Raw genomic sequence first — 24,071 nt, forward strand, 5'->3', positions numbered from 1 at the left:
GTTTTTCAATTATCTCATGATTAGAATTATTCTTTTACAGCCCCAACAACAATTCCCTGTACAAAATATTTCTGTAAAAAAGGATAAATCACTAACAAGGGGACAATCGCTACAATGATTTTCGCTGCATTCAGATTACGATCTGAAACAGCTAATAAACTTTGTAATTGTTCTGATGTCATGCCGCTTGCATTTTGCAAAGTTTCTGCAATATTGACAGACAGAGATTGAATGTACGTCATTAATGGGTAATTTTCAATTTTTGTCATATAAATCAAACCACCAAAGAAATCATTCCAGCTCCCGACAATACTAAATAATGATACAGTTGCCAAAGAAGGTAAAGATATGGGAATGTATATCTTACGCAGAACATCAAATGCATTTGCTCCGTCTAATAATGCAGACTCTTCCAAAGATTTAGGTACCCCTCGAAAAAAATTCATGACTAAAATGACACTGCCAATAGGCACAGCACCCGGTAATATTAACGCCCAGATACTATTGATCATTCCCAGATTACGCACAATCAAGTAGGTCGGTATCATCCCGCCATTAAAGAGCATCGCAAAAACCATAAATCCCATAAAGAAACGTCTAGTCCGAAACACTTTTTTTGATTTTGATAATGGGTAAGCTAAGGTGACGATCATCACTAAATTAAGGACCAAAGCAACAAATACACGAAAAACAGAGATCCCAAACGAACGCCAAAACTGTGTATCGTTAATGATTCTTTCATATGCTGCCCACGTGAGATCTACTGGCCAAAGTCCTACTTTATTCCCTGCAGCTGCTTGGGAGGAACTTAGGGACAGCGCCAGAACGTTTAATAAAGGGACCAAACAAGATAGTGTTAATAAAATAACGATTAAATAAATCACAAATTGTCGAATACCGAATTTCTCTCTCATTTTTTTCTCCTCTCTATGAATTAAAACATAACCCGATTTGTGGCTTTTTCAGCTGTTTTATTCGAGACATAAATCAAAATCAAACCGATAATCGACCGGACAAGTCCTACTGCAGCCCCTAAACTATAATCACGTCCGATTAACCCAATTCTATAAATGTAAGTATCCAAAACATCTCCACTAGCATAGACTGGTGGTGAATATAAGTTGTAAACTTGATCAAATCCGGCACTTAAGATACCTGGTAAAGCCAAGATGGTCATCAAAATAATAAAAGACATCATGCCTGGAATCGTCACATGTTTTACACGTTGCAACCAACTAGCGCCATCCATTGTTGCAGCCTCATATAACCCTGGATCAATCGATGTGATTGCCGCTAAGAAAATAATAGAGTTATAACCAAATCCTTTCCATACATCTGTCCAAATCAACAAATGTGGAAACACAGCATTGCTGCCCAAAAAGTTAATTCGGTCCAAGCCTAAGCTTTGTAACACTTGATTCACAGTACCATCTAAATTAAATAGATTGAGAATAACTGATGCCAAGATGACCCATGATAAGAAGTGTGGCAAATAAACGATTGTTTGCATGGTTTTCTTCATCCATTTGACGCGAATCTCATTCAATAAAATGGCAAAGATAATCGGAATAATGGTGTTCAACACAATTTTCCCTACTGCGATAAAAACCGTATTGTAGGTTACTTGCCAGATATCAGGCAAATTAAAAATATAGATAAAATTATCTAGTCCAACAAAATCCGAACCCAAAAAGCCACGCGCTGGAACAAAATCTTGAAATGCCATAATTAAACCAAACATTGGCGCATACGAGAAGATTAGTAGAAAAATCATTCCCGGCGCAATCATTGCTAGAAATAACCACTGATCTTTAGAAAACCACTTCTTTTTTGTTGCAAGCTTTTCCATAAACTTTCTCCTTATTTGATAATTGATAATATAGTAGAGCATTTGCAGCAATGAACAAATGCTCTACCCAAAATTTAGAAATGACCTTTATTCATCCGCGAGCTTTTGCATTTCTTCTAAAATTGCTTGTCCACCCTGACTATTCCAAGTCTTCACATATGAATCAAAATTATCCAAAGATTCTTCCCCTGTCACAAATTTGATAAACGTCTCTTCTTCTAATTTTGAAATTTGGGCACCATTCCGCTCACTTGCTTTAATGGTTTCAAATGTCGTAAATGGCGTGATTTCATTATAGATATTCTCTTCCCGTACACCGTTCATCACATTAGTTACAGCCAATAATCTCGACGCATAGACCGCCCAATCTGTTGGATCTGCAGTGCTCGGATCATCAAGATAGGTTTTAATTTTTTGTGCATTGTTTTTTACTGTGAAACTTGAAATATCATCAATATCTATCTCACCTTCAGCCGCTTGAGAAGCTTCCACTGCATCAGATATTTCACTTAAGTTTTCGAACATTTCAATATTCATTGGACGTACTGATCCGTCTACAGATTTTTGCGCATAGGCATATATTTCAGGATACTCTGTTTCCATATCGGTTGAGTTTGGTACTTCATCAAACAATAAATTGATTATTTTTATGGCTAATTCTGGGTTTGCAAAATTTTTATTAACAACTACATAGCCACCTACACCTGGTTTGCTCACACCATTTACTTGACCATCACTACTCTCAATTGCATAAGGCGTGAATGCTGCATCAGGGTTTGCAGTTTTTGCTTGAACCAAAGCCCAATCAGATAAGTGCCAAGGGCCAGGTATAATACCAAGTTCTCCATTAATCATCATCGCATTGATGTCGTCGTATGTTCGCGTACCAAATTGATCATCTAAAATTCCATCGTCAAATAGTTGTTTTACGTAGCTCAATCCTTCTTTGGTTTTGGCAGTATTTGACCCGTAAACCAACTGACCATCTTCCCCAACTAAATAATTTTTAGGAAATGAATCAAAGGCATTGAATATCGCAGTTGCTGTATACCCAGATCCTCCATGACTATCGGAAGTTAGCCAATTGGCAAATGCGAGACCTTGTGTTTTCCCTGTTCCTCCTGCATCTTTGTCTTTGAACGTTTTGGCCGTTGATTCTAGCTCTTCCAAAGTAATGGCATGATTGCCATCTTCGTCCAATTGGACATCCAAGTCATCTAACCAATCTTGTCTAATCCAAACCAAATTAGGACCAAAATCATTCGCAGTGCCTGGTAGTCCCATAATTCGATCGCCTATTTTAGCAGAATCAATTTGGACATTGTCAAAAGAATTGTAAATATTTTTGATATTATCACTAGCGTATTCTTCATAAACATCTGTTAAATCAGCAATCAAATCATTGTCAGCCAATTCCTCCATCTCATCTCTGCTGACAACCATTACATCTGGTAGATCGCCTGAAGCAATGGCAAGCGACACTTGTCTGGTATAATCATCACCATTTGCCTCAAATGCACTCTCAATACTCACACCTAGCTCTTCTTTTATCAGTCTTCTATAAGCATTATCTGCATAAGAGTCTCCATCAGGGAGTTTGGAGTTTGGCTGCGTCTGTTGACCCACTGTCATGACAATATTTCCATCGGTATCTGTTTTTGCTTCTTTGTCTTGTTCGCCACTGCATGCTGCAAGTAAGACAACACTACTCAATACAACTGAACCGGTCAAAATTTTATGCATCTTTTTCATTCGTAATACTCCTTTTATTCGGTCTACGTAATCGTTTACATAAATAACTAAAAAAAATGAGAAAATACTACTAACAAAACAACGTAAACGTTTACTCTATAATGGTATCATTGTCTATACGAACTTGTCAATAGCGCTTTCATTTTTTTGTTTATTACAGATATATATCTATATCGGTATCACTAGTTAAAAATATAGTGATTTAGAGACTCCATCATCTCCTGTCAAGGGCAGTTTAAAATTGTGGGTTTGGGGGTGCGGATGTTTTTCTGGACCATTTTTAAAAATACATCTTTGTTTCTTCCGATATTGAAGAGGACTTAGTCCTCCTAAAGTTAACTTGATCCGTTTATGATTATACCAGTGGATATAGTTATCCAATTGGTTTATAAACTGATTGATTGTTGTGTTTTTCCAGTCACGTTGATAAAACACCTCGTTTTTTAATCGTCCAAAGAAACCTTCATACACTAAGTTATCTGGTGAGCACCCCTTTTTAGACATGGAGCGAGTCAAGTTTGCTTTGTTCATTCGCTCGATCCAATCTGGTCATCGATAATGAGCCCCACGTTCAGAATGAATGATTGGACGCTCTTGACCTTGAAGGGTAGAGCTCAGCTCGTCCACAATATAGCATAGTACTCACTAATTCTGCGTCAGGATTTGTTTCAATGGTCCAACTAATAAAAGCTCCATCGTAGCAATCGACAAGCGGGAACAAATAGATTTTCCCTTTAAGAATTTTAAACTCAGTAATATCTATTAACTATTTTTCATTTGGTTTTTTTGCTTTGAAGTTACGATTCATTAGATTTGGTTGTACAGGAGAAATCTTCTGAGCATAAGAATGGTTCGTGCGTAATATTGGCCATATTCAAAATAATAATCCACGGCTATTCGTTTTTGTTCTTCAGAATACTTTGATTTTTCCGGTGATTATGATGAAGCTTCCCAGATAACAAATATTCATTATACCATTGACGTAGTGCACCAACGGACGGATAGCTTAATTTCCAAATGATAGCAGCATAAGAACAATGATATTTTATATTTTCAATCTTAAAAAAAGTATCTTATCTTTATTTCCCCTATACATTTTCGTTTTCCTCTGAAAGGTTTTCATTACTTAGATTATTTTTACCATAACAATCTAACTATCCATTTCTCATTGGTGTTAATTTTGATGTTACTTTCTACACACCCAAACAAAAAAAGCCAGAAACGCCTTCAAATAGGCATTTCTAGCTTAAACAATTCTATTACCCCACAGACCCTTCCATCTCATAACTTATCAATCGGTTTAGCTCGACGGCGTATTCCATTGGTAGTTCTTTGGTGAATGGTTCGACGAAGCCCATGACGATCATTTCGGTGGCTTCGCTTTCGGATAGGCCGCGGCTCATGAGGTAGTAGAGTTGTTCTTCTGAGATTTTTGAGACTTTTGCTTCGTGTTCTAATGATACTTGGCTGTTGTGGATTTCATTGAATGGAATGGTATCGGATTTCGATAGATCATCCATGATGATAGTGTCACATTCGATGTGAGAGATAGAGCCTGCGCTCTTCTTGCCGAAGGTGACTTGTCCACGATAGTTTACGGCGCCGCCGTCTTTTGAAATAGATTTCGAGACGATGGAGCTGGAAGTGTTTGGTGCGTTGTGGATCATTTTAGCACCTGTATCTTGGATTTGGTTCGCACCGGCAAATGCAATGGAGAGCATCGTACCGCGGGCGCCTTTGCCATCGAGATAGACACTTGGATATTTCATGGTTGTTTTGGCACCTAAGTTGCCGTCGATCCATTCGACTGTGGCACCTTCCAATGCTTTTGCTCGTTTGGTTACGAGGTTATAGACATTGTCGGACCAGTTTTGGATGGTTGTATAACGGCAGTAGGCATCTTTCAAGGTGAAAATTTCGACGATAGCTGCATGCAAACTATTACTGGAATAGGTTGGTGCGGTACAGCCTTCCACATAGTGGACGCTGGCACCTTCATCAACGATAATCAATGTTCGTTCGAACTGACCGGTGTTTTCGGCATTGATCCGGAAATAGGTTTGCAGCGGTACGTCAACGCGGACGCCTTTTGGTACATAGATAAAGGTTCCACCGGACCAAACAGCTGAGTTCAGTGCAGCCAATTTGTTATCGGTTGGCGGTACTAATTTTGAAAAGTATTGCTTGAAGATCTCTGGGTATTCTTTCAAGGCTGAATCGGTATCGGTAAAGATGATGCCTAACTTTTCAAACTCTTCTTTCATGTTATGGTAAACGACTTCTGATTCATACTGTGCCGAAGCCCCGGCTAAATAGGCACGTTCTGCTTCGGGAATTCCGATTCGTTCAAAGGTTTCTTTGATTTTTTCTGGTACATCATCCCAGTCTCGAGCTGGGCTGTCGCTAGGTTTTTGATAATATTTGATGGCATCGAAATCGATGTCGGACAGATCCGGTCCCCAGTTTTGCATGGGCATTTTGTTGAAGGCTTCTAATGACTTCAATCGGAATTCCAACATCCATTCTGGTTCTTGTTTGACCCGTGAGATTTCACGGACGATGTCTTCGGTCAAGCCTTCACCGGTACTAAATACGGGCTGCACGTCATCGTGGAAGCCAAATTTATATTCTTCTAATTCGGGTACACCCATGGTTCTCACTCCTTTGTTTTGCTGCAATCTACTCTACTTGATGCTCATCGGTTTCCGAGTGTCTGTGTTCCACATCTGATTGTTGGGTATCGTCGGCGATCGCTTTTTCCAATGCTTTCCATGCAAGGGTGGCACATTTGATCCGCGCGGGAAACTTAGCCACTCCTCCTAGCATTGAAGCATCACCTAGACGGTCACTGTCAGAAACAGTATGACCTTGGACCAATTCAGAAAATAAACCTGACAATTCTCCAGCTTCGGTCAATGTTTTGCCGATCACTGCATCTCCCATCATTGAAGCACTGGCAGTGCTGATAGAACAGCCTTCACCGGTAAATGCCACGTCTTTGATGGTCTCCCCTTCAACGGCGAGTTCTAAATGAATCACATCGCCACAAGTGGGATTATTCAATTCAACTTTATAGGTAGAATCTCCTAGTGTTCCGCGATGATGGGGGTGACTGGAATGATCTAATATGACTTGTCGGTATAAATTATCTAATTTCGTTAATGCCATGTTGGAAAAACTCCTTTGTTAACTTGATGGCGTCAACCAATCGATCGGCGTCCTCTCTTGTATTATACAGGTAAAAGCTGGCACGTGCAGTTGCCGGTACGTGCAAATAGTTTAAGAGGGGTTGTGCACAATGATGACCGGCACGGACAGCGACACCTTCCATGTCTAATGCAGTCGCTACATCATGGGGATGAATCCCGTCGATGTTAAAAGCGATGACACCTGTTCGTTTGGCTGCTTCTTGTGGACCATAAATCGTCAGTCCATCAATGGCTTGCAATTTTGGCAAAACATAAGCGACCAGTTCAGCCTCGTGTTGATGGATGGCCGCTAACCCAAGTTCACTCAAGTAATCTACCGCTGCCCCTAGCCCGATGGCGCCAGCTATGTTTGGAGTACCTGCTTCAAACTTCCATGGCAATTCTTTCCACGTGCTTTCTTGAAGATGAACGAAATCAATCATTTCGCCGCCAAATTCCACTGGCTCCATCTGATCTAACCAATAACGTTTGCCATATAAGACACCAATGCCGGTCGGGCCGCACATTTTATGACCAGAAAAAGCATAGAAGTCACAATCTAATGATTGGACATCAACTGACATATGGGGAACTGCTTGGGCGCCATCTACTACTATCACGGCTTGGTGTTGATGGGCTAGTTGCGTTAACTCAGCAATTGGATTGATCACACCAAGAACATTTGAGACATGAGCAATGGCAACCACCGCTGTTTTATCCGTGATCTGTTGACGTGCATCATCCATGTCAAGGATACCTTCTGGCGTCAATTGGATATATTTCAGAATCGCTTTCTTGCGTTTTGCCAGTTGTTGCCATGGGATGATATTGGAATGGTGCTCCATGTAAGAGATCACGATCTCATCACCTTCATTGACAAATTGATCCCCAAAACTGCGGGCTACCCAATTCAGGCTTGTCGTCGTACCACGAGTGAACAACACTTCGGCGGTTTCTTTGGCCTGAATAAAATGGCGAACTTTTTCCCGCGCGGCTTCATAAGAATGGGTCGCCCGTTCCGCCAATGTATGAACGCCACGGTGAACGTTGGCATTGTCTTGATGATAATAGGCAGCGATCGTCTTCAAAACGGCTTCCGGCTTTTGGGTGGTGGCAGCATTATCAAGATAGACTAATGGCTCATCATTGACGACTTGATCCAAGATAGGAAACGCTTGTTTCACTTTTTGGGCATCGATCATGCAAGTAACTTCCCTTCAATAACAGCCACCAGTTCTTGTTGCACTTCTTTCACAGGAATGGCTGTTAAGACAGATCCCAGAAATCCGCGAATCACTAAGCGTTCTGCTTCTTCCTTGCGCAAGCCGCGACTCATCAAGTAGTACATTTCTTCTGGATCGACACGACCCACACTGGCAGCATGTCCTGCCGTAACTTCATGTTCGTCAATCAATAGAATCGGATTGGCATCGCCACGAGCTTGGTCAGACAACATTAAGACCCGACTTTCTTGTTGGGCATCGGCACCTTTGGCTCCTTTTAAAATATGTCCGATACCGTTGAAGGTCAAGACGCCGCGTTCTCTAATGACACCATGTTGCAAAATGTGGCCGATCGAATGTGGTGCTTTATTTGTCACTCGCGTATCGATCCCTTGTGTTTGCCGACCGGCACTGATAGCAACAGCTTTTACTTCAGAATGGGCGCCTTCGCCAACGAGGTCTGAATCAAAGTCAGCAATCACATCGCCGTCATTCATGACACCAATCGCCCAATCAACCATAGCGTCTCGTAAGACATAGCCTCGTCGATTCATATAGGTAGTGATATTGACCCCCAATTGATCAATAGCTGAGAATTTGACTTTAGCCCCTGCTTTGGCGATCACTTCTACAACAATATTTCCAGATAACTTTTTGGCTTGATCCCCTTTGGTTTGGAAACGTTCCAAGTAGCTGAATTCACTGTGCTCATCTGCTACGATCAAGACATGCTTGAAGAAATGCGCTTGGCTATTGCCATTATGATAGAAGATTGCTTCTAGTGGTTCTTCAATGATGACATTCTTGGGTACATATAAAAATAAACCACTATTCATAAATGCCGCATGGGCCGCAGTCATTTTGTCTTCATCCATTGGGACTGCTTTAGTCATATAGTATTGATTGACGAGTTCTGGTACTTCTCTCATTGCGGTAAACAAGTCCGTAAAAATGACACCTTGATCCACTAGATGTTGCGGTAATTGTTCAAAGACCGTTGTTTCATCAAACTGAACAACCGTTGGATGGCTATCCATTGCATCAAAGGATGGAACTGCCCCCAATCCTGCTGCCGCTGGATCAATCACGCCAGAGAATTCTTGTTCACCGACAAGTGCTGCTTCATTGATATTAAACAAAGGCCAGCGTTCATAACGGACCCGTTCAATTTTTGGAAACGGGAGTTCATCCACTTTTGCAAGGGCTGCTTGGCGGAGTTCCAACATCCATTCAGGTTCTTCTTTCAACGCTGAAAACACGTTGACTTGGTCAAGATAATCCTGTAATTTTGCCATTTGCCTTGCCTCCTTATGCTTCTTCTTCTTTGTAGTCGATCCCTAATTCTTTACTGATTCCAGCATAGCCTTCAGCTTCCAGGCGTTTCGCTAAATCAGCAGATCCCGTCATTACCACGCGACCTTCCATCATGATATGTACCACGTCAGGAGTGATATAATTCAACAACCGTTGATAGTGTGTAATGATGAGCGCGCCAAAGCCTTCCCCGCGCATTTCATTGACCCCTTTAGCGACGACTTTCAAGGCATCAATGTCTAATCCAGAGTCGATTTCATCTAAAATCGCAAATGTTGGTTCTAGCATCAATAATTGCAAGATTTCGTTCCGTTTCTTTTCCCCGCCAGAGAAACCTTCATTCAAATAGCGTTCTGCCATTTCTTCTGGCATGTTCAATAGATCCATTTTTTGATCTAATTTCTTTAGAAAATCCATGACAGAGATTTTGTCCTCTTCATCCCGTTTAGCGTTGATAGCAGCTCGCATGAATTCAGCATTTGTGATTCCTGGAATTTCACTAGGGTATTGCATCGCCAAGAACAAACCTAAACGTGCTCGCTCATCCACTTCCATTTCCAGCACATTTTCCCCATCGAACAAGATTTCTCCTTCAGTGACTTCATAATTCGGGTTTCCCATAATTGCTGCAGATAAGGTAGATTTTCCTGTCCCATTAGGTCCCATGATGGCATGGATCTCACCGGTTTTTAAAACAAGATCAACACCTTTTAAGATCTTTTTATCTTCAATTTGGACATGCAGGTTTTTGATTTCTAAAACTGACATTCTGTTCCCTCCAGTATCTTTTCTTTCTCACTATTTTAGACTAATTGAGAATGAAGTTCAAACGCAATTGCCTACTTTTTTAAAATTCTTCTAATCTAGCCCCTAGAGATACATTGGAATCATTACAAACTGCTGTGAGGATCCCCTTTGAAAGAAACTAAAAAAAGACACCCTCAGCCCCGACGAAAGCATGTGCTTTTGTCTTTAGGAACAGAGGGTGTCCTACTTGAAAACTCTAAGCTTGCACGAGCAAAATGATGCAATCAAAAAGAAGCATCAACATTTGCAAGCGGATGATAGAGTTGATTCATTAATTCTGTGTCGCTTTTACGTCCACGATTGGATAGTAGGATCACGCTGGTTTTGTTGTCTTTAGAAAACAACCCAAACGATTCGAATCCTCCTTTACCACCATGAGCCCGAAAATAAGTCCCTTTGTCATAAAAACCTGCGGCATAGGACCCGCCAGCGGCTGGTTGCCACATTTGCTTCAGTGAAGCTTTATCCAGCAGTTTCCCATTCAATAATAAATCATAATAGCGATACAAGTCGCCAACTGACATATAGAGATTTCCAGTTCCTACCTCAGCTGCCAAGTTGGCTGAGGAAATATTGTTAGGGTTCCCGTAAGGATCTGCTTCGCCATCCGTTTTGTAATTGACCGTAGGATGATCCTGCTGTAAAAAGGCTTTATACAAGAAAGATTGTTTCAACCCATTCTTATTGATAAAAAAATCCGTTAACAACGCATCATAACTTTTTCCTGATACTTTTGTCAAAATACCTGCCAGTAAATTGTAGTTGATGGGACTATATTTGAATGTTCCTTGGGTTCCGGATAAGACAGCATGGGTGGCATCCCAGTCGAGGATCTGTTGCACGTCTTCCAGCCCTTGCGGATTTTCTGAAAGTTTGAGTCCGGAAGCCATCTGCAGCATTTGCTGAATCGTAATCTTGGCAGCGCCTGGAATATACGGATAAAAGCGCGCTAATGTATCCGTCAAGGATAGTTTCCCTTCCTTAATTGCCCGCATGATCAAGACCGCCGTCAATCCTTTTTGCATCGAGCCAATATTGAATAATGTTGCCGGGGTGTTTTTGACATCAGCTGCTTTGTCAGCATATCCGTACCCTTTGTGCAGCAGGACTTTCCCGTTTTTTACAACCAATGCACTTCCAATAAAACCACTGGAAAGAATTTTCTGATCGTAGCTGGCTCCTTCGGCTGTGACGACTTCTTGGTCACTAATGAGATTGTCATAGTTCCCCGCATCCAACAAGTCCTGTTTCTTGTTTGCGGGTTGCTCCTTTTTGGAGGAGGAGCTGCTGGCAGTACTGGAATGTGCGACTTGCTCACTGTAATGATCAGAAGCAGCCGTTGGTTCCGTTGGCAAAAACAAGTAGTAGATGCCAATGAGACCACAAATGATTACCAGGATATCAATCCCAAGCAATAGTTTTTGAACGTTTCTTTTTGAGCGCCTTTTTGAGCGTCTTTTTGCATGTCTTTTCGTATGTCTACTCATTGAATGAAGCCTCCAGCATTCCTATTCTCCAACAGTCCTCCTTTTTCATTTCCCCTGAATATCTTTTGGTGCCTCTTGCTGCCAATTTTTGGAGAGAAAATAATGGTTGATTTCATACAACGGTTTTTCTTTGACCTTGGAATCCAAGAATGGCTGAATGTATTCATCTGCTGCCAACCAGCCACGCCAGCCTAAGTGAATCGTATCTTCCATGAAATAGGGTTGATTGCCCTTCGTTGATAAATCAGCGATATTCATGAAGCCCTGGCTTCTTAACTGGTAGCGGATCTTTTTGTCAAAACCGGACAACACCTCTTGCGGCAAGCCGGTATAATCCATCCACTTCTGATTGATGGGCGGAATCACAAATAAGACATCCACATTGTTGCGAGCAAATTCTGTCAGTACTAGTTGAAAGTCGCTATATTCTGGTCCAAAACGATAATCCCATTTCTTTTGAGAGCCTTTCATTTTATCTATGCGGCTTTGCAGATTATGTTGGTAAAAAGAATTCTTGATCCCTAAAGAATTATTAGTCGTTTCTGCTTTTCCTTCATTATCGGCTACTTGTTCTATTTGAGCGAGATTATAGGTAGAAGGTAATTTCTTTGCAGCAGCAGTGATTTTGTCAGTCAAGTTGTGCCCCAACCCAAGACCACTAAAAAGCTCATCTTCCCGTTTCAAAATAGATCGTTGCAGATCAATCTGTTTTTTCTGCCAATCAGTCGGTATCTTACCGGATTTCACTTCATTCAAGACTTGTTCCGTCAAGCTATTTTCTTTCACTTTCGAATAGTCTAAGAGACGTTCGGCATAGTATTGATCGGTGTCAGAGACTTTCTTTAACGAAGAGAGCCAATCGTACACATGCTGTTCGGAATAATGATGGTTGAAATAGTCTCCTTTCAACCCTTTAGGAACGAACCATTGAGGGGAAACGATGAAGACTGCTTTTTTCCCTGCTAATTCTTTCGCCATTGATTGAATGATGGCGTACTGGGTCAGCGACTGGGTGCCAGGTGCACCAATCAAAAATGGCGTATAAGAACGTTGATATTTCTGCGACAATACGGAAGGATGGGTGGCACTCACACGGTTTAATTCGGATGAGCCAAAAAATGGGACATATTTTCCTGTTGCTATTGCCTCATTTTTGATACGATCCCCGCGAAACACCACATCATTCATTGCCGTCGCCGCTTGAGCGATGACTTTCGGATCGTGGCTATTGATCTTCCAAGGGCCAAGGAAGAGTACCCCGACAAGAATCCCCACACAAAGAAGCGGTCCAAAAGCCGTGAGTAGTCGTTTTTTCATCATCGGCTTTGCAGCGTGTCGACTTTCTCAATGATTTTTGCTGGTGTATTCCACTCTGCCCGGTCAAATTCCGATACGGGAAATTCAATTCCTAACTGCCCTTCTAGTTCAACCAGCAATTGAACAGATCCTAATGAATCTAATAATCCTTCACCAAAAAGATCGATTGTTTCGTTTTCTTTTACTTCATCACTTCCTGTAACTGATTCTAAAATGTCTAATACTGCTTCTTTGGTTGTCATATTCTTTTCTCCTTTTATTTAACGAATAATTTGTCCAAGATTCCTGAGAAAATCAGAAAACTAAAGCAAACTGCTTGGAAGGTCAATACAGTGGACACCGCTTTGGTTAGGTTGTTCGATGGCAGATTTCCTTGTTTTTTCTTCCAACGGATCCACGCATCATTTCCGCAAATCAATGTCGCATGATATACCCCGTATAAAATGTAATACCAGGTAAGTCCATGCCAAATGCCCATTAACAAAAAGAGGGCAAAATAGCCGACATTGGATGCGACGATACGGCTTTTGAAAACTTTCTTCTTGATCAGTGTGAACATTAAACGCATGTACACATAGTCTCGGAACCAAAAAGACAGACTCATGTGCCAACGATTCCAGAATTCTTTGATATTAGGCGCCAGAAAAGGTTTATTGAAGTTAGCTGGTGTATCATAACCCATGAAGTTGCTGACACCAATCGCAAACAAACTATAGCCAGCAAAATCAAAGAACAGATACATACTATAAACATACATATAACTCAGCATTCCCCAAGAGAACAAGCCATTTTGCAGGGCTTCTTTGGTTACGATCGGCAGTAATACTTGACCGAGATAATAACCAAGAATGAACTTATACAGGAGCCCTAGCATGATTTTGGCGACTCCTTTGTTTAAATAATCGAGATACACTTCTTTTGTCGGCGGATTCAGCAGATCCTTCTCAAAGCGGCGATACCGATCGATCGGACCCGAAGAAATCGTTGGAAAGTATAGTAGAAACTGGATATAACGCCAAGGATGGTATTCTTTGATCAGTCCATCCCGTATCTCCATGATCATTTGCACTGATTTAAAGGTCAGATAAGAGATACCCAAGAAATAAATCAATGAGGCATGTCCAACAAAGAAAGGGGTGACTTTGCTCAATGCCAATGGTAAAATCGCTGCTACCACTGCACCATAAAAGACGCCTGAAGTATTTGCTCGTTGACGATGCTGATAATAGCCATAGACGAGTAATGTCTGATACACGACGTATCCGATCAGCGCTAGCCCCTGTTGCCAATATTCACCACCAAAACTTACGTACAATACCACTAGTGTGAGTAACGTTTGATACCATTGCCAACGCTTTTGTTTGAACAGCAGCACAAGCATCATCGGAAGCAATCCTACCATTAGCCAAATGAAATAGGTGGGATTTGCATAAGGAATCATATGCTGCAGGTTCATGAAGGATTCACCTCATTTGTCAGCCATTTGCGGTCGATTTTGCCATTTGCCGTATGAGGCAACTGCTCAACATAGATAAATCGCTGCGGAATCATATACTCCATCACTGTTTCACTCAGTGAAGATTTGATGGCTTTTGTCAGTTGGAACTCTTTCTCGAATGGGTGCGTTTCGGGAACGACATAAGCAATCAGCTGTTCCACTTTCTTTTCTTGATATTTAGGGACTACGACGGCTTGTTTGACCCACGAACTATTGCTTAAATGATGGTCGATCTCTTCTAATTCCATTCGATACCCATGGAACTTCACTTGAAAATCAAGACGCCCTTCATAATGCAACAAACCATCTTCCGTCATTCTGCCACTATCGCCGGTTCGATACGCTGGTTGCCCTTCATGGACAAAAAATGCCTCTTTTGTTTTCTCGGGATTGTTCAGATACCCTTTTGACACGCTAGGACCACTAATGATGATCTCACCTACTTGCCCTTTAGGAACTAGTTGATCTTCTTCCATAAAGAAAACCGTCGAATCTTCTTTCACATACCCAATTGGCACTCGATCATATTGCTCCAGTAATTCTTCAGTGATTTGCACTCCGGATACGGCAACAGTCGCTTCAGTAGGTCCATAGGTATTGTAGATTTTTGCATTTGGAAAACGTTCCAGCAGTGCGTGAGCGGTTTTTTTTGGTAGTTCTTCCCCACAGAATAAGAAACGTTCCAACTGAGGAACGTGCATCCCGTCAAAGGTCTCTTCCATCAAACATAGTTTCATAAATGAAGGTGTCGAGATCCAAACATTGATAGCCAATTGCGGCAAGGTTCCAAACAATGTTTTGAAGTCATTAATGACCGCCTTTTTTAAAGGCACCAAACAGCCGCCAGAAGTCAATGCTGGATATAACCCCATGACAGAGAGATCAAAGGAATACGGTGCCTGTGCCAAATAATGCATCCCTTCGCGTAAAGAAAAATCCTTCAATGTCCATTGCACGAAACTCAATAAATTTCCATGACTAATCTGAACTCCTTTAGGGATGCCGGTCGTTCCTGATGTGAAGATGATGTAGTAAATATCATCCTTCCCTAGTACTTTTGTAGTGCCTAAATTGCGCCCACTTTGATAGATTTCTTCCAATTGATTTATTTCTAGCATTGGAATCATTGTTTCCGGACCTTGCCAGTCAGCTACGCTAATGATCAAATCTGGCGTAACCACAGAGAGGATCAATTCAATACGCTCTTTTGGCGTGGTACTTTCAATCGGAATATATGCCCGACCTGTTTTGGAAGCTGCCAAAAAGGCTGTTAGCATGTCAAATTCTAACTCGCCATAAACCACGATCGGTCCGCGAGTTTCCAGAGTTTCCTCGAGATAGGCAGCTAATTGGTCGGATCGAGCTGCTAATTGTCCATAAGTATATGTTAGGTCATCTTCTCGGTAGGCAATCCTCTCTGGATCCTTTTGTGCCCATTCTTCAATGGCTTGCACAATATTTACCACGTTCATGAACATTCCTCCTAAAATTCATTATAGATAAAGGTGCCACCTTGCACGTTTTTATAATGATAAAGATAAATCAGCATCAAAATGATACAGAAATAAAAAAGGGTTTTGCCTGCAAAGAAGAGTGCTTGACGCACATGTTCATTTTTGATTCGTTGTTTCACCAAATCCCTCCTTTTCTTGCTATATTGATTCTAGAATGAAGGAGTAAATAATTGACCTTGAAATGTTAAACAATTTATAAACTGGCGATAAACTTTTTATTTCATTTATTAGTTTTTTTTTAATCTACTTACATTTTTGTAATACAAAATGGCTTTCACGAACAAAATTGTCATCTCTTCATAAAAAAAGCAAGAATCTCTTTAAACAGCACCTATGCTGAAAAAAGATTCTTGCTGCTATATTTTTTGGCAGCAACTAACCACTTTGCTGCAATGTTACGCCTTAAAGCGATACCCTGCTCCCCAGACGGTTTGAATATATTGTGGATTGGTGGGATCTTCCTCGACTTTTTCTCTTAAACGATTGATATGGACGGCGACGGTTCGGATGTTGCCTAGTGCTTCCATCCCCCAGATTTTTTCATAGAGTTGTTCTTTGCTGAAGACGATCTCTGGATTTTCCATCAAAAAGAGCAATAACTCATACTCTCGATGTTTGCAGTCAACTTCGATTCCATCCACGTAAACCCGATGCGTTTGTGAATTGATTCGGATACCGCCTAATTCGATTTCACTAGATACAGTTTCTGTCTGTTGTCCGCGCTTGATCCGATTGTATTGTGCAATGTTCGCTTTGACCCGAGCGACAAGTTCGGTTGGCGAAAAAGGTTTCGAAATATAATCATCCGCACCTATACCTAAACCTCGCAGCTTTTCTAATTCTTCTGACTTGGCCGTGACCATAATGATTGGAATATCGACTTTATCGCGAATGTTTCGACAAATCTCATGTCCATCCATTCCTGGCAGCATCACATCCAATAGGATCAATTGGTATTTCTCCGTCAATGCTTCATGATAGCCCACACAACCGTCGTTAACGATATGGACTTCATACCCTTCCATTTCTAAAAAATCTTTTTCGATCATTGAAATATCTTCATCGTCTTCAATAATTAATACTCGTACACTCAACTTCGATCACTTCCTTTTTGATTTAACTGGGAGGGTGATAACGATCGCTAATCCCCCTGCTGGATGGTTGTACGCTTGAATCGTTCCATTGAATCCTTCAATGATTTTCTTCGAAATCGCTAAGCCTAAGCCATTGCCTTTGCTCGGGTTGGTTCTTGAGCGGTCATCGCGATAGAAAAGTTCAAACAAGTCTTCCAAATTCTCTTCCGAAACACCGCTGCCGTTATCAATGATCGACAAGATAAACTGTTCCTCAACTACTTCATAAGAGACGACCACTTGTTTATCGTTGCGATCCACATACTTGCGGGCATTTTCAAATAGATTTGTTAAGACTGTACGAAACTGAACTGGATCCACTTCTAGCGAAACGTTTTGATCCGTCGGTTCCAATAGAATCGTCAATCCATTCAATTCGTATTCCTGCTGGATAAAGCCGATGTATTCATCGATCAGTTTTTTACTAGTAGTTGTCACTAGATTGAAAGGAAATTCACCGGTATCCAACTTAGAAAACAAGAAAAGCTGTGCAATCACTTGGTCCAAATCATCGATCTTCTTTTTTACAATCGTAAAATATTTGGTCCGCATGGCAGGTGTATTAGCGATCCCCTTCTCTAATCCTTCGACATAGGCTTTGATCGAAGTCAGTGGGGTTCGCAGATCATGGGAAATACCCGCGATCAATTCTCGACGATTGGTTTCCAGTTTGTTTTGATTATCCATCATTTCTTTCAGCTGACGTGCCATACCGTTGAAGTCTTTTGAGACCGGTAAAAATTCATCTTGCTTCGTATACTGGATCTGATATTGCAGATCTCCTTCTCTGATTTTATAGAAACCTACAGTCAATAATTCCAAAGGATCGGTAATACTTCTTGTGAGATATCGCGTCAGAACACGGCTAGTAATAAAAATAATCGACAAAATCAAAATCACGACTAACACGATGATCCGAGACAACATCGCTTTGTAATCGCGATCCCATAATGGATCTTGATAATACAAATCATTGTAATAATTTGAATTGATCAAGATAATCTTGTAGTTGCTGGTATCAAATGTCGTAAGAAAGGTTTGATCTTTTAAGTAACTATGTTCTCCCTCTTCTTTAAGAGCAGTTTCTTTCATTTTTTGATCTGTTACTTCCCCTACAGACGAAATTAGCTTGTCGCCGCGATAAACCAGCAATGCAATATTTTTGCTATGATTGGTCTTTTTGAAATGTTGCATGTCGGCGACTACTTCTGCATCTGTCGTCTTCTCCGTATCCCATTTGATCACCAGACTTTCAACCGTCGCATACTGGGCACGAAATTCGGTATTCTTGATCATGGCTCCTTCATCTAGCCCCCAGAAATAACGCCAGACCATTAAAAAAGCAATCACTGAAGCTAATAAGCTCAATAAAACTGGGACAATAATCATCAATATATGCGATATAAATAAACGCTGCTTGATAGTCATTCTTTTCCTCTTCTCTTTGATAGCGATGATTCAACATAGTTATGCAGCCATCATTTAAAGTGTTCTCTTTGAAAAAATTGGGATCGCCTGTTTTCACGACGTGATCCGCCTCTTATTGAAAGGAGGTGCTGTCTATTTTTTTCGATTTTAGCCCATACTTATAGGTACTTCAACCGATGCCTTCAGTCAGTTGTGAAAGAGTGAATTCTTTCTTCCTTGCACACGCAATGATCCGATTTCTTACCTTTTTAAATAAAGAAAATAAAATTTGATTATCAGAATAATAAAAACTGAGCCAATACTATAGTAACAGGAAATAGTAAACAAAAAGTAAACTATTGCTAAAAAGTAAATTAAATACGAAAAGTACAGCCCGGCTTCTCCCCCTAACGCAAGACTAGCTGCTAATTGCGGCAACTGTATTTGTTCTTTGAGACAGCTTTCGTTATACTAAAAAAAATGGAAGAAAGGACATACACTATGACAGTCAGAATTGAAGAAGTGTCCCAGTCTACTTGGCGTACAATTGCTGCCTTAAAAGTATCAGAATCCCAACATACTTTTATTGAAGACAACACCACCTCCTTGCTGGAAGCTGCATATGATACTTCTTTGCATTGGGTCCCGCTTGCTTTGTACAAAGAAGAAACCATTGTCGGCTTTGCAATGGTCGGTGCCTATAACGAACAAGAACAAAGTATTTGGTTGGATCGCTTGATGATCGATCAGCATTGGCAAAAATTAGGCTTAGGCAAGAAATTTATGCCGTTGCTCCTAGACTATCTTTTCTGCCATTGGACAGTGGAAAAAATCTATTTAAGTGCCCACAAAGAGAACAAAACGATCTTTTCGTTTTATACCGCTTTTGGCTTTAGGCATACCCACCACATAGATCCAGAAAATGGTGAACTGATTATGGTATACAAGAAAACGACTGCGACAGAACCTTTCTAAAGGTTCTTCGCAGTCTTTTTGCTTGTTTCAATGAAAATGCGATAGTCGGGTTTCACCTGACACTTGGACTAATTTGAATCTGTCTCTATTCTATTCGATCAGTCACTAAAGGAATATCGATTCTATTACTTTTGATTTCGTCAGGGATCCTATCTGAATCATTGCAATTTAGTAAAGGAGTTAAGCGATCGTCTATCCTTTTTTCAATTGCTGCAAAAGCTGGATGATTCCACAGCAGCAAAAATGGTTTCAAAGAATTGATAGCAAATTTTAGCGGGTTCGGATTTATCTTGCTTTTCAAATCTAAAAATAAGAAATGGTACCCATTAGTCGCAGCTCCTAATCTTCTTATCTCTAAATAAAGATATTCCAAGTCTGCTCTTCTTATGTGAAATAGTTCCTGTTCCTGCTTTTTCATAAACAAACAATGGTTTTCCCCCAACTTGATTATGTCAATCGTATCTTCTCCAATGATACATTTGCAATTAGGCGTTCCAGCTGAACATTTGACAAACCCTTGAGGATATTCCTTGGCGTCAATTTCAATCAGTGCTGCTACCCGCTTTCCATCGAGTAACATTTTTTGGATGTCATTTGAAAATGTACTATAAAACCATGATTGATTACTCGTTTGCTTGTCCATTTACCCAGCTCCTCCCTGGCATACTTGTTCAAAAACGTTTGTCTATAAAAGGCGCCATTCTATCATTAAGAGTAGTCTACTATTAAGAATAGTCTACTTCTTACTTCTCAAACATACAATAACATTTTTTATTTTGAATATATTTTTTTAGCTTACTTATTTTGAGCAATGGGCTTCGCCCAAAGTTTCTTGCACCATCACTCGTCTTATTCTCACAAATTCCACATCATGGATTCTTCTCAAACTCCTATTCAATGAATATACAAAAGAAGCACAGAAGTAACTTTCTGTGCTTCTTTTGGCTTGTTTTGATTCCTCACTTTGCACGTTCTTTCGTGACGTTTGATTCGTCAATCATCAGCTTTTACTGACTGGAATCCATAGCTCGCTTTTGCAGTCGGGTTTAGACAAATCGGAACTTTCATGCCACAAAAGTTCGGGTCCTCCAGTTAATTGATAATCAGACATTGCCAGCCATTCGCTGTAAATACGCGCCCAAGTTTCTTGAACTGCTTCTGGAAATGGTCCTACTACTGTAAAGACTGCCCAATCAGATTCTTCCACTTGTAACACATCATAAGGTTCTGATGCTTTTTGGGTAGTTGCTACACCGACATACTGATCAAGCGCTGTTCCTTCCACTTCTCGTTCGACAAAATTTGCCGACACACTGATAATTCCTCGCGGCTGGATATTTGCCAGATTTTTGAGTTCCATAATGCGCTCTGGCGTCAGCTTTTCATACAGTGATGTCATTTGCGGATTCTCTCCCTGATACTGCAGCGTGATCCTTTTTTTGAAACCGACGATTTGAAAAGGTTCATTGTGCACGATCCGATAGTCCATTTTGTTACCTCCTTTGATTGTCAGCTGGAAAGTCATTGGTGGAAATGCTTTTAGAATAACATCCAGCTGTTTTGCTTGTGAGGGAGAAATGCCATGCATCCCACGAAAGGCTTTACTAAAAGCATCCGACGAATCATAGCCAAGTAACGTTGCAGTGTCGATTACTTTCGCTCCTTGTTTCAACAAGTCTCCTGCCAAAACCAATTTCCTGCATCGCAAATATTCGCTTAAAGACATACCCGCCAAATAGGAAAATACCCGCCGAAAATGATATTCCGAACAACCAGCTAATTTAGCCATGTGTGTAAAATCAATTTCTTCTAACAAGTTTTCTTCTAGATAGGCCATTGCCTGATTCATATTCTCTAAAGGATTCATTCGTCTTCTCTCCCATCTCCTACACAATAACAAAGTTCAAAGAACGTCACCCGGTATTATCGTTGCATGTTTTATCGGTTTTAGTCAAAAGTATTTTTTGATGCCCCAAGTATAGCATAGAACAAGAAATTCCTTTAAATGCATGAACGTTCTCTATGTTTTAAAAAGTGTATTTGTAAATAGATCTATTTTTTTGAGCTGTCGATGTACTGATTCCTAAAGACTACCGCACACAAAAATACCAAAACAAGAAGATAGGCTCCTTGTTTTGGTATTTAGTCGTTTACTCATCGATCGTTCTTAATGAACAATCCTTGTCTCCACTTAAGAATCGACATCTCGTAATCAAAAAGAACTGCTACCTTTTATTTTCGTCTTTTTATTAAATAGAATTCAATAAAGCTGACTAATCCAATTCCTATAAGGTTTAAATAACTTTTTGATACGTCATTGGTTTGTGGTAATTTTGCTTTTGATTCTGAATCTTTTTGATAATTTGTATTTTCTTTCTTAGATGTTGATGTCTTGTTTTTTTGCTCTGAAGTGGATGTTTTTGCTGGAGAAGCATCTTTTGTATATACATATGTGATGGTTTGCGGCTCTTTCCCTAGCTTTCCGATCCGATTTTCTGGTAATTGGCTCTCATCTAGATGATAACCATTGATCGACAACTGATATTCTTTCGTAGTAGCATCATAGTGATCACCGATATTTCCTTGAATGGTTTTCGCTGCATGAATTTCTTTGCCGTCTTTGTCAACATAGACAACTGTCACAGCTGCCGCTCTTTCTGAATCTTTGCCTTTATCCGAATTCTTCGTATACACATATGTCACGGTTTGCGCTTGATCACTCATTACTCCAGTGCCATTCTTTGGCAACTGTTTCGTGTCTAATGTATAACCATTGATCGTTAGTTTGTATACATCTGTCGTAGCGTCGTAGTCATCTCCAACATTCCCTGTAATGACTTGTGGTGCGTGGATCTCATTTCCATCTGTGTCCACATATTCTACTGTGACATCTGCGGCTGCTTCTTGATGATTGATCGCAAATTGATGCAAATAGGTACCTGAAGAAATCGCGTAGAAGCTAAACCCATCTGGTTGTGCATATGTCCCGGCTGGATTATTCAGACGTGAATTGTATTTCATCGTATGAATACCTTCAAATTCTTCTGGGGTTATATCAGACACAGTGACGTCTTGATCTGTAATAGATAGCTGAGAAGAAGGGAGTTGAACCCCGTTTAAGTCAAAATACGTTTGGCTTTGACTATTGGATGTTGAAAAAGGTGGAACATAGCCATCAAAATTTGTTAGTCGATTGGGCATGATCGAAAACGGGACAAAAAATGACTGCGTTGCAGCATCATAATTCAGCTCCTTAGCAGATATCGTAGTCACTCCATCACTTCTTCCTGTATTCTGCCCATAAGCCGCCAGATTTTCTAAGACAGGAAAATTGTTGATAACGGTGAAATCGCTGACCGCACAAAATTGAATCCGTAATTCCTTTAAATTCGGCAATGTAGCCAATGGCGCAATCGTAGTAATATTCATATTCGACTCAAAAGTAAGTGATTCTAAATTCTTCATTTCAAGTATCTTCGGATAGACAGCATCTGTGACATTAGCAGAAGAAAGGTTCAATCGAGTAAAATTGTCCCCAAAATCAGGAACATTGTCATCTGTAACATTCGCTCCCATTAAATAAGCATAGACTAAACTATCTATCTTAGTTAATACCGAAAAATCAGAAATCTGATTGGTTCCATTCATGTAAAAGGAAGACAGGCTTGTGGCATACTCCAAACCGGACAAATCAGCAAGAGCTGAATCAGTCGAATAAATATAGATTGTCTGCATTTTACTGATTTTTTCTTTAGTGATTTCTGATACTTCGATTCCTAATGCCTTCGCCACTATTGACTGTAATGTAGGATCTGGTAACCAACTAGAAACATCCTCAGTATTGGCTTGATTATCAGGCAACGAATTTGCGAACTGTTGAGCATTTGATGGCAACAAACTTCTAGCTGATTTTTCCTTTGATTTGGCAGAACTTGTATCTGGAATCGATGATTCTTCTGTACCTACTGTTGATGCTGTTGATGTTGTTGATGCTTCACTCTCAGAACTTGATTCCTTTGAATCAGAAGTAACACTTTCAGAGGTAGAAGATTCAGTAACAGTCTCAACTGAATCGTTGCTAGTTTCTTGGGTGGTGTCAGACTGTACAGAGTCGTTTCCCTCCGCTGCTAGTACTGTCACTACGGGGGTAGCCAGTGGTGAATTTAATAAGACAAATAAAGATACATAGCTAAATATTTTTCGTTTATTTTTGATCTCCTTTTTTGCTAATCATTACCTTTTCTTTTTTTAACCATATTCTCATTTTAATAATAATAATCCTAAAATGGAAAATAGTAAAGTTATAACTTAACTAGTGAAATATAGCACGAACGTTACGCACTTTTCACACCCCAATCACGCCATTTCATTTGCTAAAAATTAATAACTACTGTATCTGTAGACCAAAGTATTTCTAGGAATAATGGTAGCAAAAAAAATAGCTGTACCTGCTTTGACTTTGCTTCAAACAAAAATCAGTGTATCTACGCTTACTCTCCCATGACTTTCAAAAAAGGATTGCATCTAAAATTGTAAATTGATCAGCTGAAATAAAGCTGCTTCTTAGCTTCCTCGTCTTTCGATATTGTGGAGCAAGACAATCAATA

At 40.3% G+C, this 24,071-nt stretch carries 20 protein-coding genes and 1 pseudogene; 1 reads left to right on the forward strand and 20 read right to left on the reverse strand.

Features of this window, described 5'->3' with window-relative positions; translation table 11 throughout:
* Positions 1-26 precede the first annotated feature (26 nt).
* The 17 genes and pseudogenes from IGJ45_RS13735 to IGJ45_RS13815 all read right to left on the reverse strand — a co-directional run bounded on the left by IGJ45_RS13735 (position 27) and on the right by IGJ45_RS13815 (position 18,510).
* A complete protein-coding gene (locus IGJ45_RS13735) occupies positions 27-914 on the reverse strand; it encodes a carbohydrate ABC transporter permease (protein WP_005470260.1) in 888 nt (295 codons plus the stop codon).
* A 20-nt stretch (positions 915-934) separates the two neighbouring features.
* Positions 935-1,849, reverse strand: a complete 915-nt coding sequence (locus IGJ45_RS13740) for an ABC transporter permease (RefSeq protein WP_005470258.1) — start codon at positions 1,847-1,849, stop codon at positions 935-937.
* A gap of 87 nt (positions 1,850-1,936) precedes the next feature.
* Positions 1,937-3,601 (reverse strand): extracellular solute-binding protein, encoded by a 1,665-nt coding sequence (locus IGJ45_RS13745; RefSeq protein ID WP_005470256.1) that lies wholly within the window; start codon positions 3,599-3,601, stop codon positions 1,937-1,939.
* Positions 3,602-3,886: 285 nt separating this feature from the next.
* A pseudogene (locus tag IGJ45_RS13750) lies at positions 3,887-4,448 on the reverse strand (IS3 family transposase); the annotation flags it as partial.
* 412 nt (positions 4,449-4,860) lie between these two features.
* The gene (gene sufB, locus IGJ45_RS13755; RefSeq protein WP_005470231.1) at positions 4,861-6,252 is read right to left on the reverse strand and encodes a Fe-S cluster assembly protein SufB; all 1,392 of its coding nucleotides are present in this window, start codon (positions 6,250-6,252) and stop codon (positions 4,861-4,863) included.
* Between the two features lie 28 nt (positions 6,253-6,280).
* Positions 6,281-6,769, reverse strand: a complete 489-nt coding sequence (sufU, locus tag IGJ45_RS13760) for a Fe-S cluster assembly sulfur transfer protein SufU (protein WP_003128306.1) — start codon at positions 6,767-6,769, stop codon at positions 6,281-6,283.
* Entirely contained in the window at positions 6,747-7,991 is a 1,245-nt protein-coding gene (locus IGJ45_RS13765) for a cysteine desulfurase (RefSeq protein WP_041120277.1), read from the reverse strand. The genes sufU and IGJ45_RS13765 overlap by 23 nt, the downstream gene beginning before the upstream one ends.
* Positions 7,988-9,307 carry a Fe-S cluster assembly protein SufD gene (gene sufD, locus IGJ45_RS13770; protein ID WP_003128304.1) on the reverse strand — a complete coding sequence of 440 codons (1,320 nt, stop codon included), beginning with the start codon at positions 9,305-9,307 and terminating at the stop codon, positions 7,988-7,990. The genes IGJ45_RS13765 and sufD overlap by 4 nt, the downstream gene beginning before the upstream one ends.
* A 13-nt stretch (positions 9,308-9,320) precedes the next feature.
* A complete protein-coding gene (gene sufC / locus IGJ45_RS13775) occupies positions 9,321-10,094 on the reverse strand; it encodes a Fe-S cluster assembly ATPase SufC (RefSeq protein WP_003128303.1) in 774 nt (257 codons plus the stop codon).
* 263 nt (positions 10,095-10,357) lie between these two features.
* Entirely contained in the window at positions 10,358-11,620 is a 1,263-nt protein-coding gene (locus IGJ45_RS13780) for a serine hydrolase domain-containing protein (RefSeq protein ID WP_029486352.1), read from the reverse strand.
* A 45-nt stretch (positions 11,621-11,665) separates the two neighbouring features.
* Complete coding sequence (dltD, locus tag IGJ45_RS13785; RefSeq protein ID WP_003128301.1) at positions 11,666-12,940, reverse strand: D-alanyl-lipoteichoic acid biosynthesis protein DltD; 1,275 nt, start codon at positions 12,938-12,940, stop codon at positions 11,666-11,668.
* Positions 12,937-13,179: a D-alanine--poly(phosphoribitol) ligase subunit DltC gene (dltC, locus tag IGJ45_RS13790; RefSeq protein WP_003128300.1), complete on the reverse strand. Its 243-nt coding sequence runs from the start codon at positions 13,177-13,179 to the stop codon at positions 12,937-12,939. The genes dltD and dltC overlap by 4 nt, the downstream gene beginning before the upstream one ends.
* Before the next feature lie 14 nt (positions 13,180-13,193).
* Positions 13,194-14,393 (reverse strand): D-alanyl-lipoteichoic acid biosynthesis protein DltB, encoded by a 1,200-nt coding sequence (gene dltB, locus IGJ45_RS13795; RefSeq protein WP_003128298.1) that lies wholly within the window; start codon positions 14,391-14,393, stop codon positions 13,194-13,196.
* Positions 14,390-15,907, reverse strand: a complete 1,518-nt coding sequence (gene dltA / locus IGJ45_RS13800) for a D-alanine--poly(phosphoribitol) ligase subunit DltA (RefSeq protein WP_003128296.1) — start codon at positions 15,905-15,907, stop codon at positions 14,390-14,392. Before dltA ends, dltB begins: the two co-directional genes overlap by 4 nt.
* 11 nt (positions 15,908-15,918) lie before the next feature.
* Entirely contained in the window at positions 15,919-16,056 is a 138-nt protein-coding gene (locus tag IGJ45_RS13805) for a teichoic acid D-Ala incorporation-associated protein DltX (protein ID WP_029486349.1), read from the reverse strand.
* A 288-nt stretch (positions 16,057-16,344) separates the two neighbouring features.
* Entirely contained in the window at positions 16,345-17,043 is a 699-nt protein-coding gene (locus IGJ45_RS13810) for a response regulator transcription factor (protein WP_003128294.1), read from the reverse strand.
* Positions 17,044-17,049: 6 nt separating this feature from the next.
* Complete coding sequence (locus IGJ45_RS13815; protein ID WP_003128293.1) at positions 17,050-18,510, reverse strand: HAMP domain-containing sensor histidine kinase; 1,461 nt, start codon at positions 18,508-18,510, stop codon at positions 17,050-17,052.
* Positions 18,511-18,990: 480 nt separating this feature from the next.
* Between IGJ45_RS13815 and IGJ45_RS13820 the strand changes: the two genes are divergently transcribed.
* On the forward strand, positions 18,991-19,464 hold the full coding sequence (locus IGJ45_RS13820) for a GNAT family N-acetyltransferase (protein WP_029486348.1): 474 nt from the start codon (positions 18,991-18,993) through the stop codon (positions 19,462-19,464).
* A gap of 85 nt (positions 19,465-19,549) precedes the next feature.
* Here the strand turns inward: IGJ45_RS13820 and IGJ45_RS13825 are convergent, their stop codons facing one another.
* From IGJ45_RS13825 to IGJ45_RS13835, 3 genes are all read right to left on the reverse strand, one after another.
* Complete coding sequence (locus IGJ45_RS13825) at positions 19,550-20,107, reverse strand: hypothetical protein (RefSeq protein ID WP_003128291.1); 558 nt, start codon at positions 20,105-20,107, stop codon at positions 19,550-19,552.
* A gap of 357 nt (positions 20,108-20,464) precedes the next feature.
* A complete protein-coding gene (locus IGJ45_RS13830) occupies positions 20,465-21,331 on the reverse strand; it encodes an AraC family transcriptional regulator (protein ID WP_029486347.1) in 867 nt (288 codons plus the stop codon).
* Positions 21,332-21,696: 365 nt separating this feature from the next.
* A complete protein-coding gene (locus IGJ45_RS13835) occupies positions 21,697-23,604 on the reverse strand; it encodes a MucBP domain-containing protein (RefSeq protein ID WP_096710912.1) in 1,908 nt (635 codons plus the stop codon).
* Positions 23,605-24,071: the final 467 nt, after the last annotated feature.

The sequence above is a fragment of the Enterococcus sp. DIV0574 genome (assembly GCF_051711125.1).
GTDB lineage: Bacteria > Bacillota > Bacilli > Lactobacillales > Enterococcaceae > Enterococcus_D > Enterococcus_D gallinarum.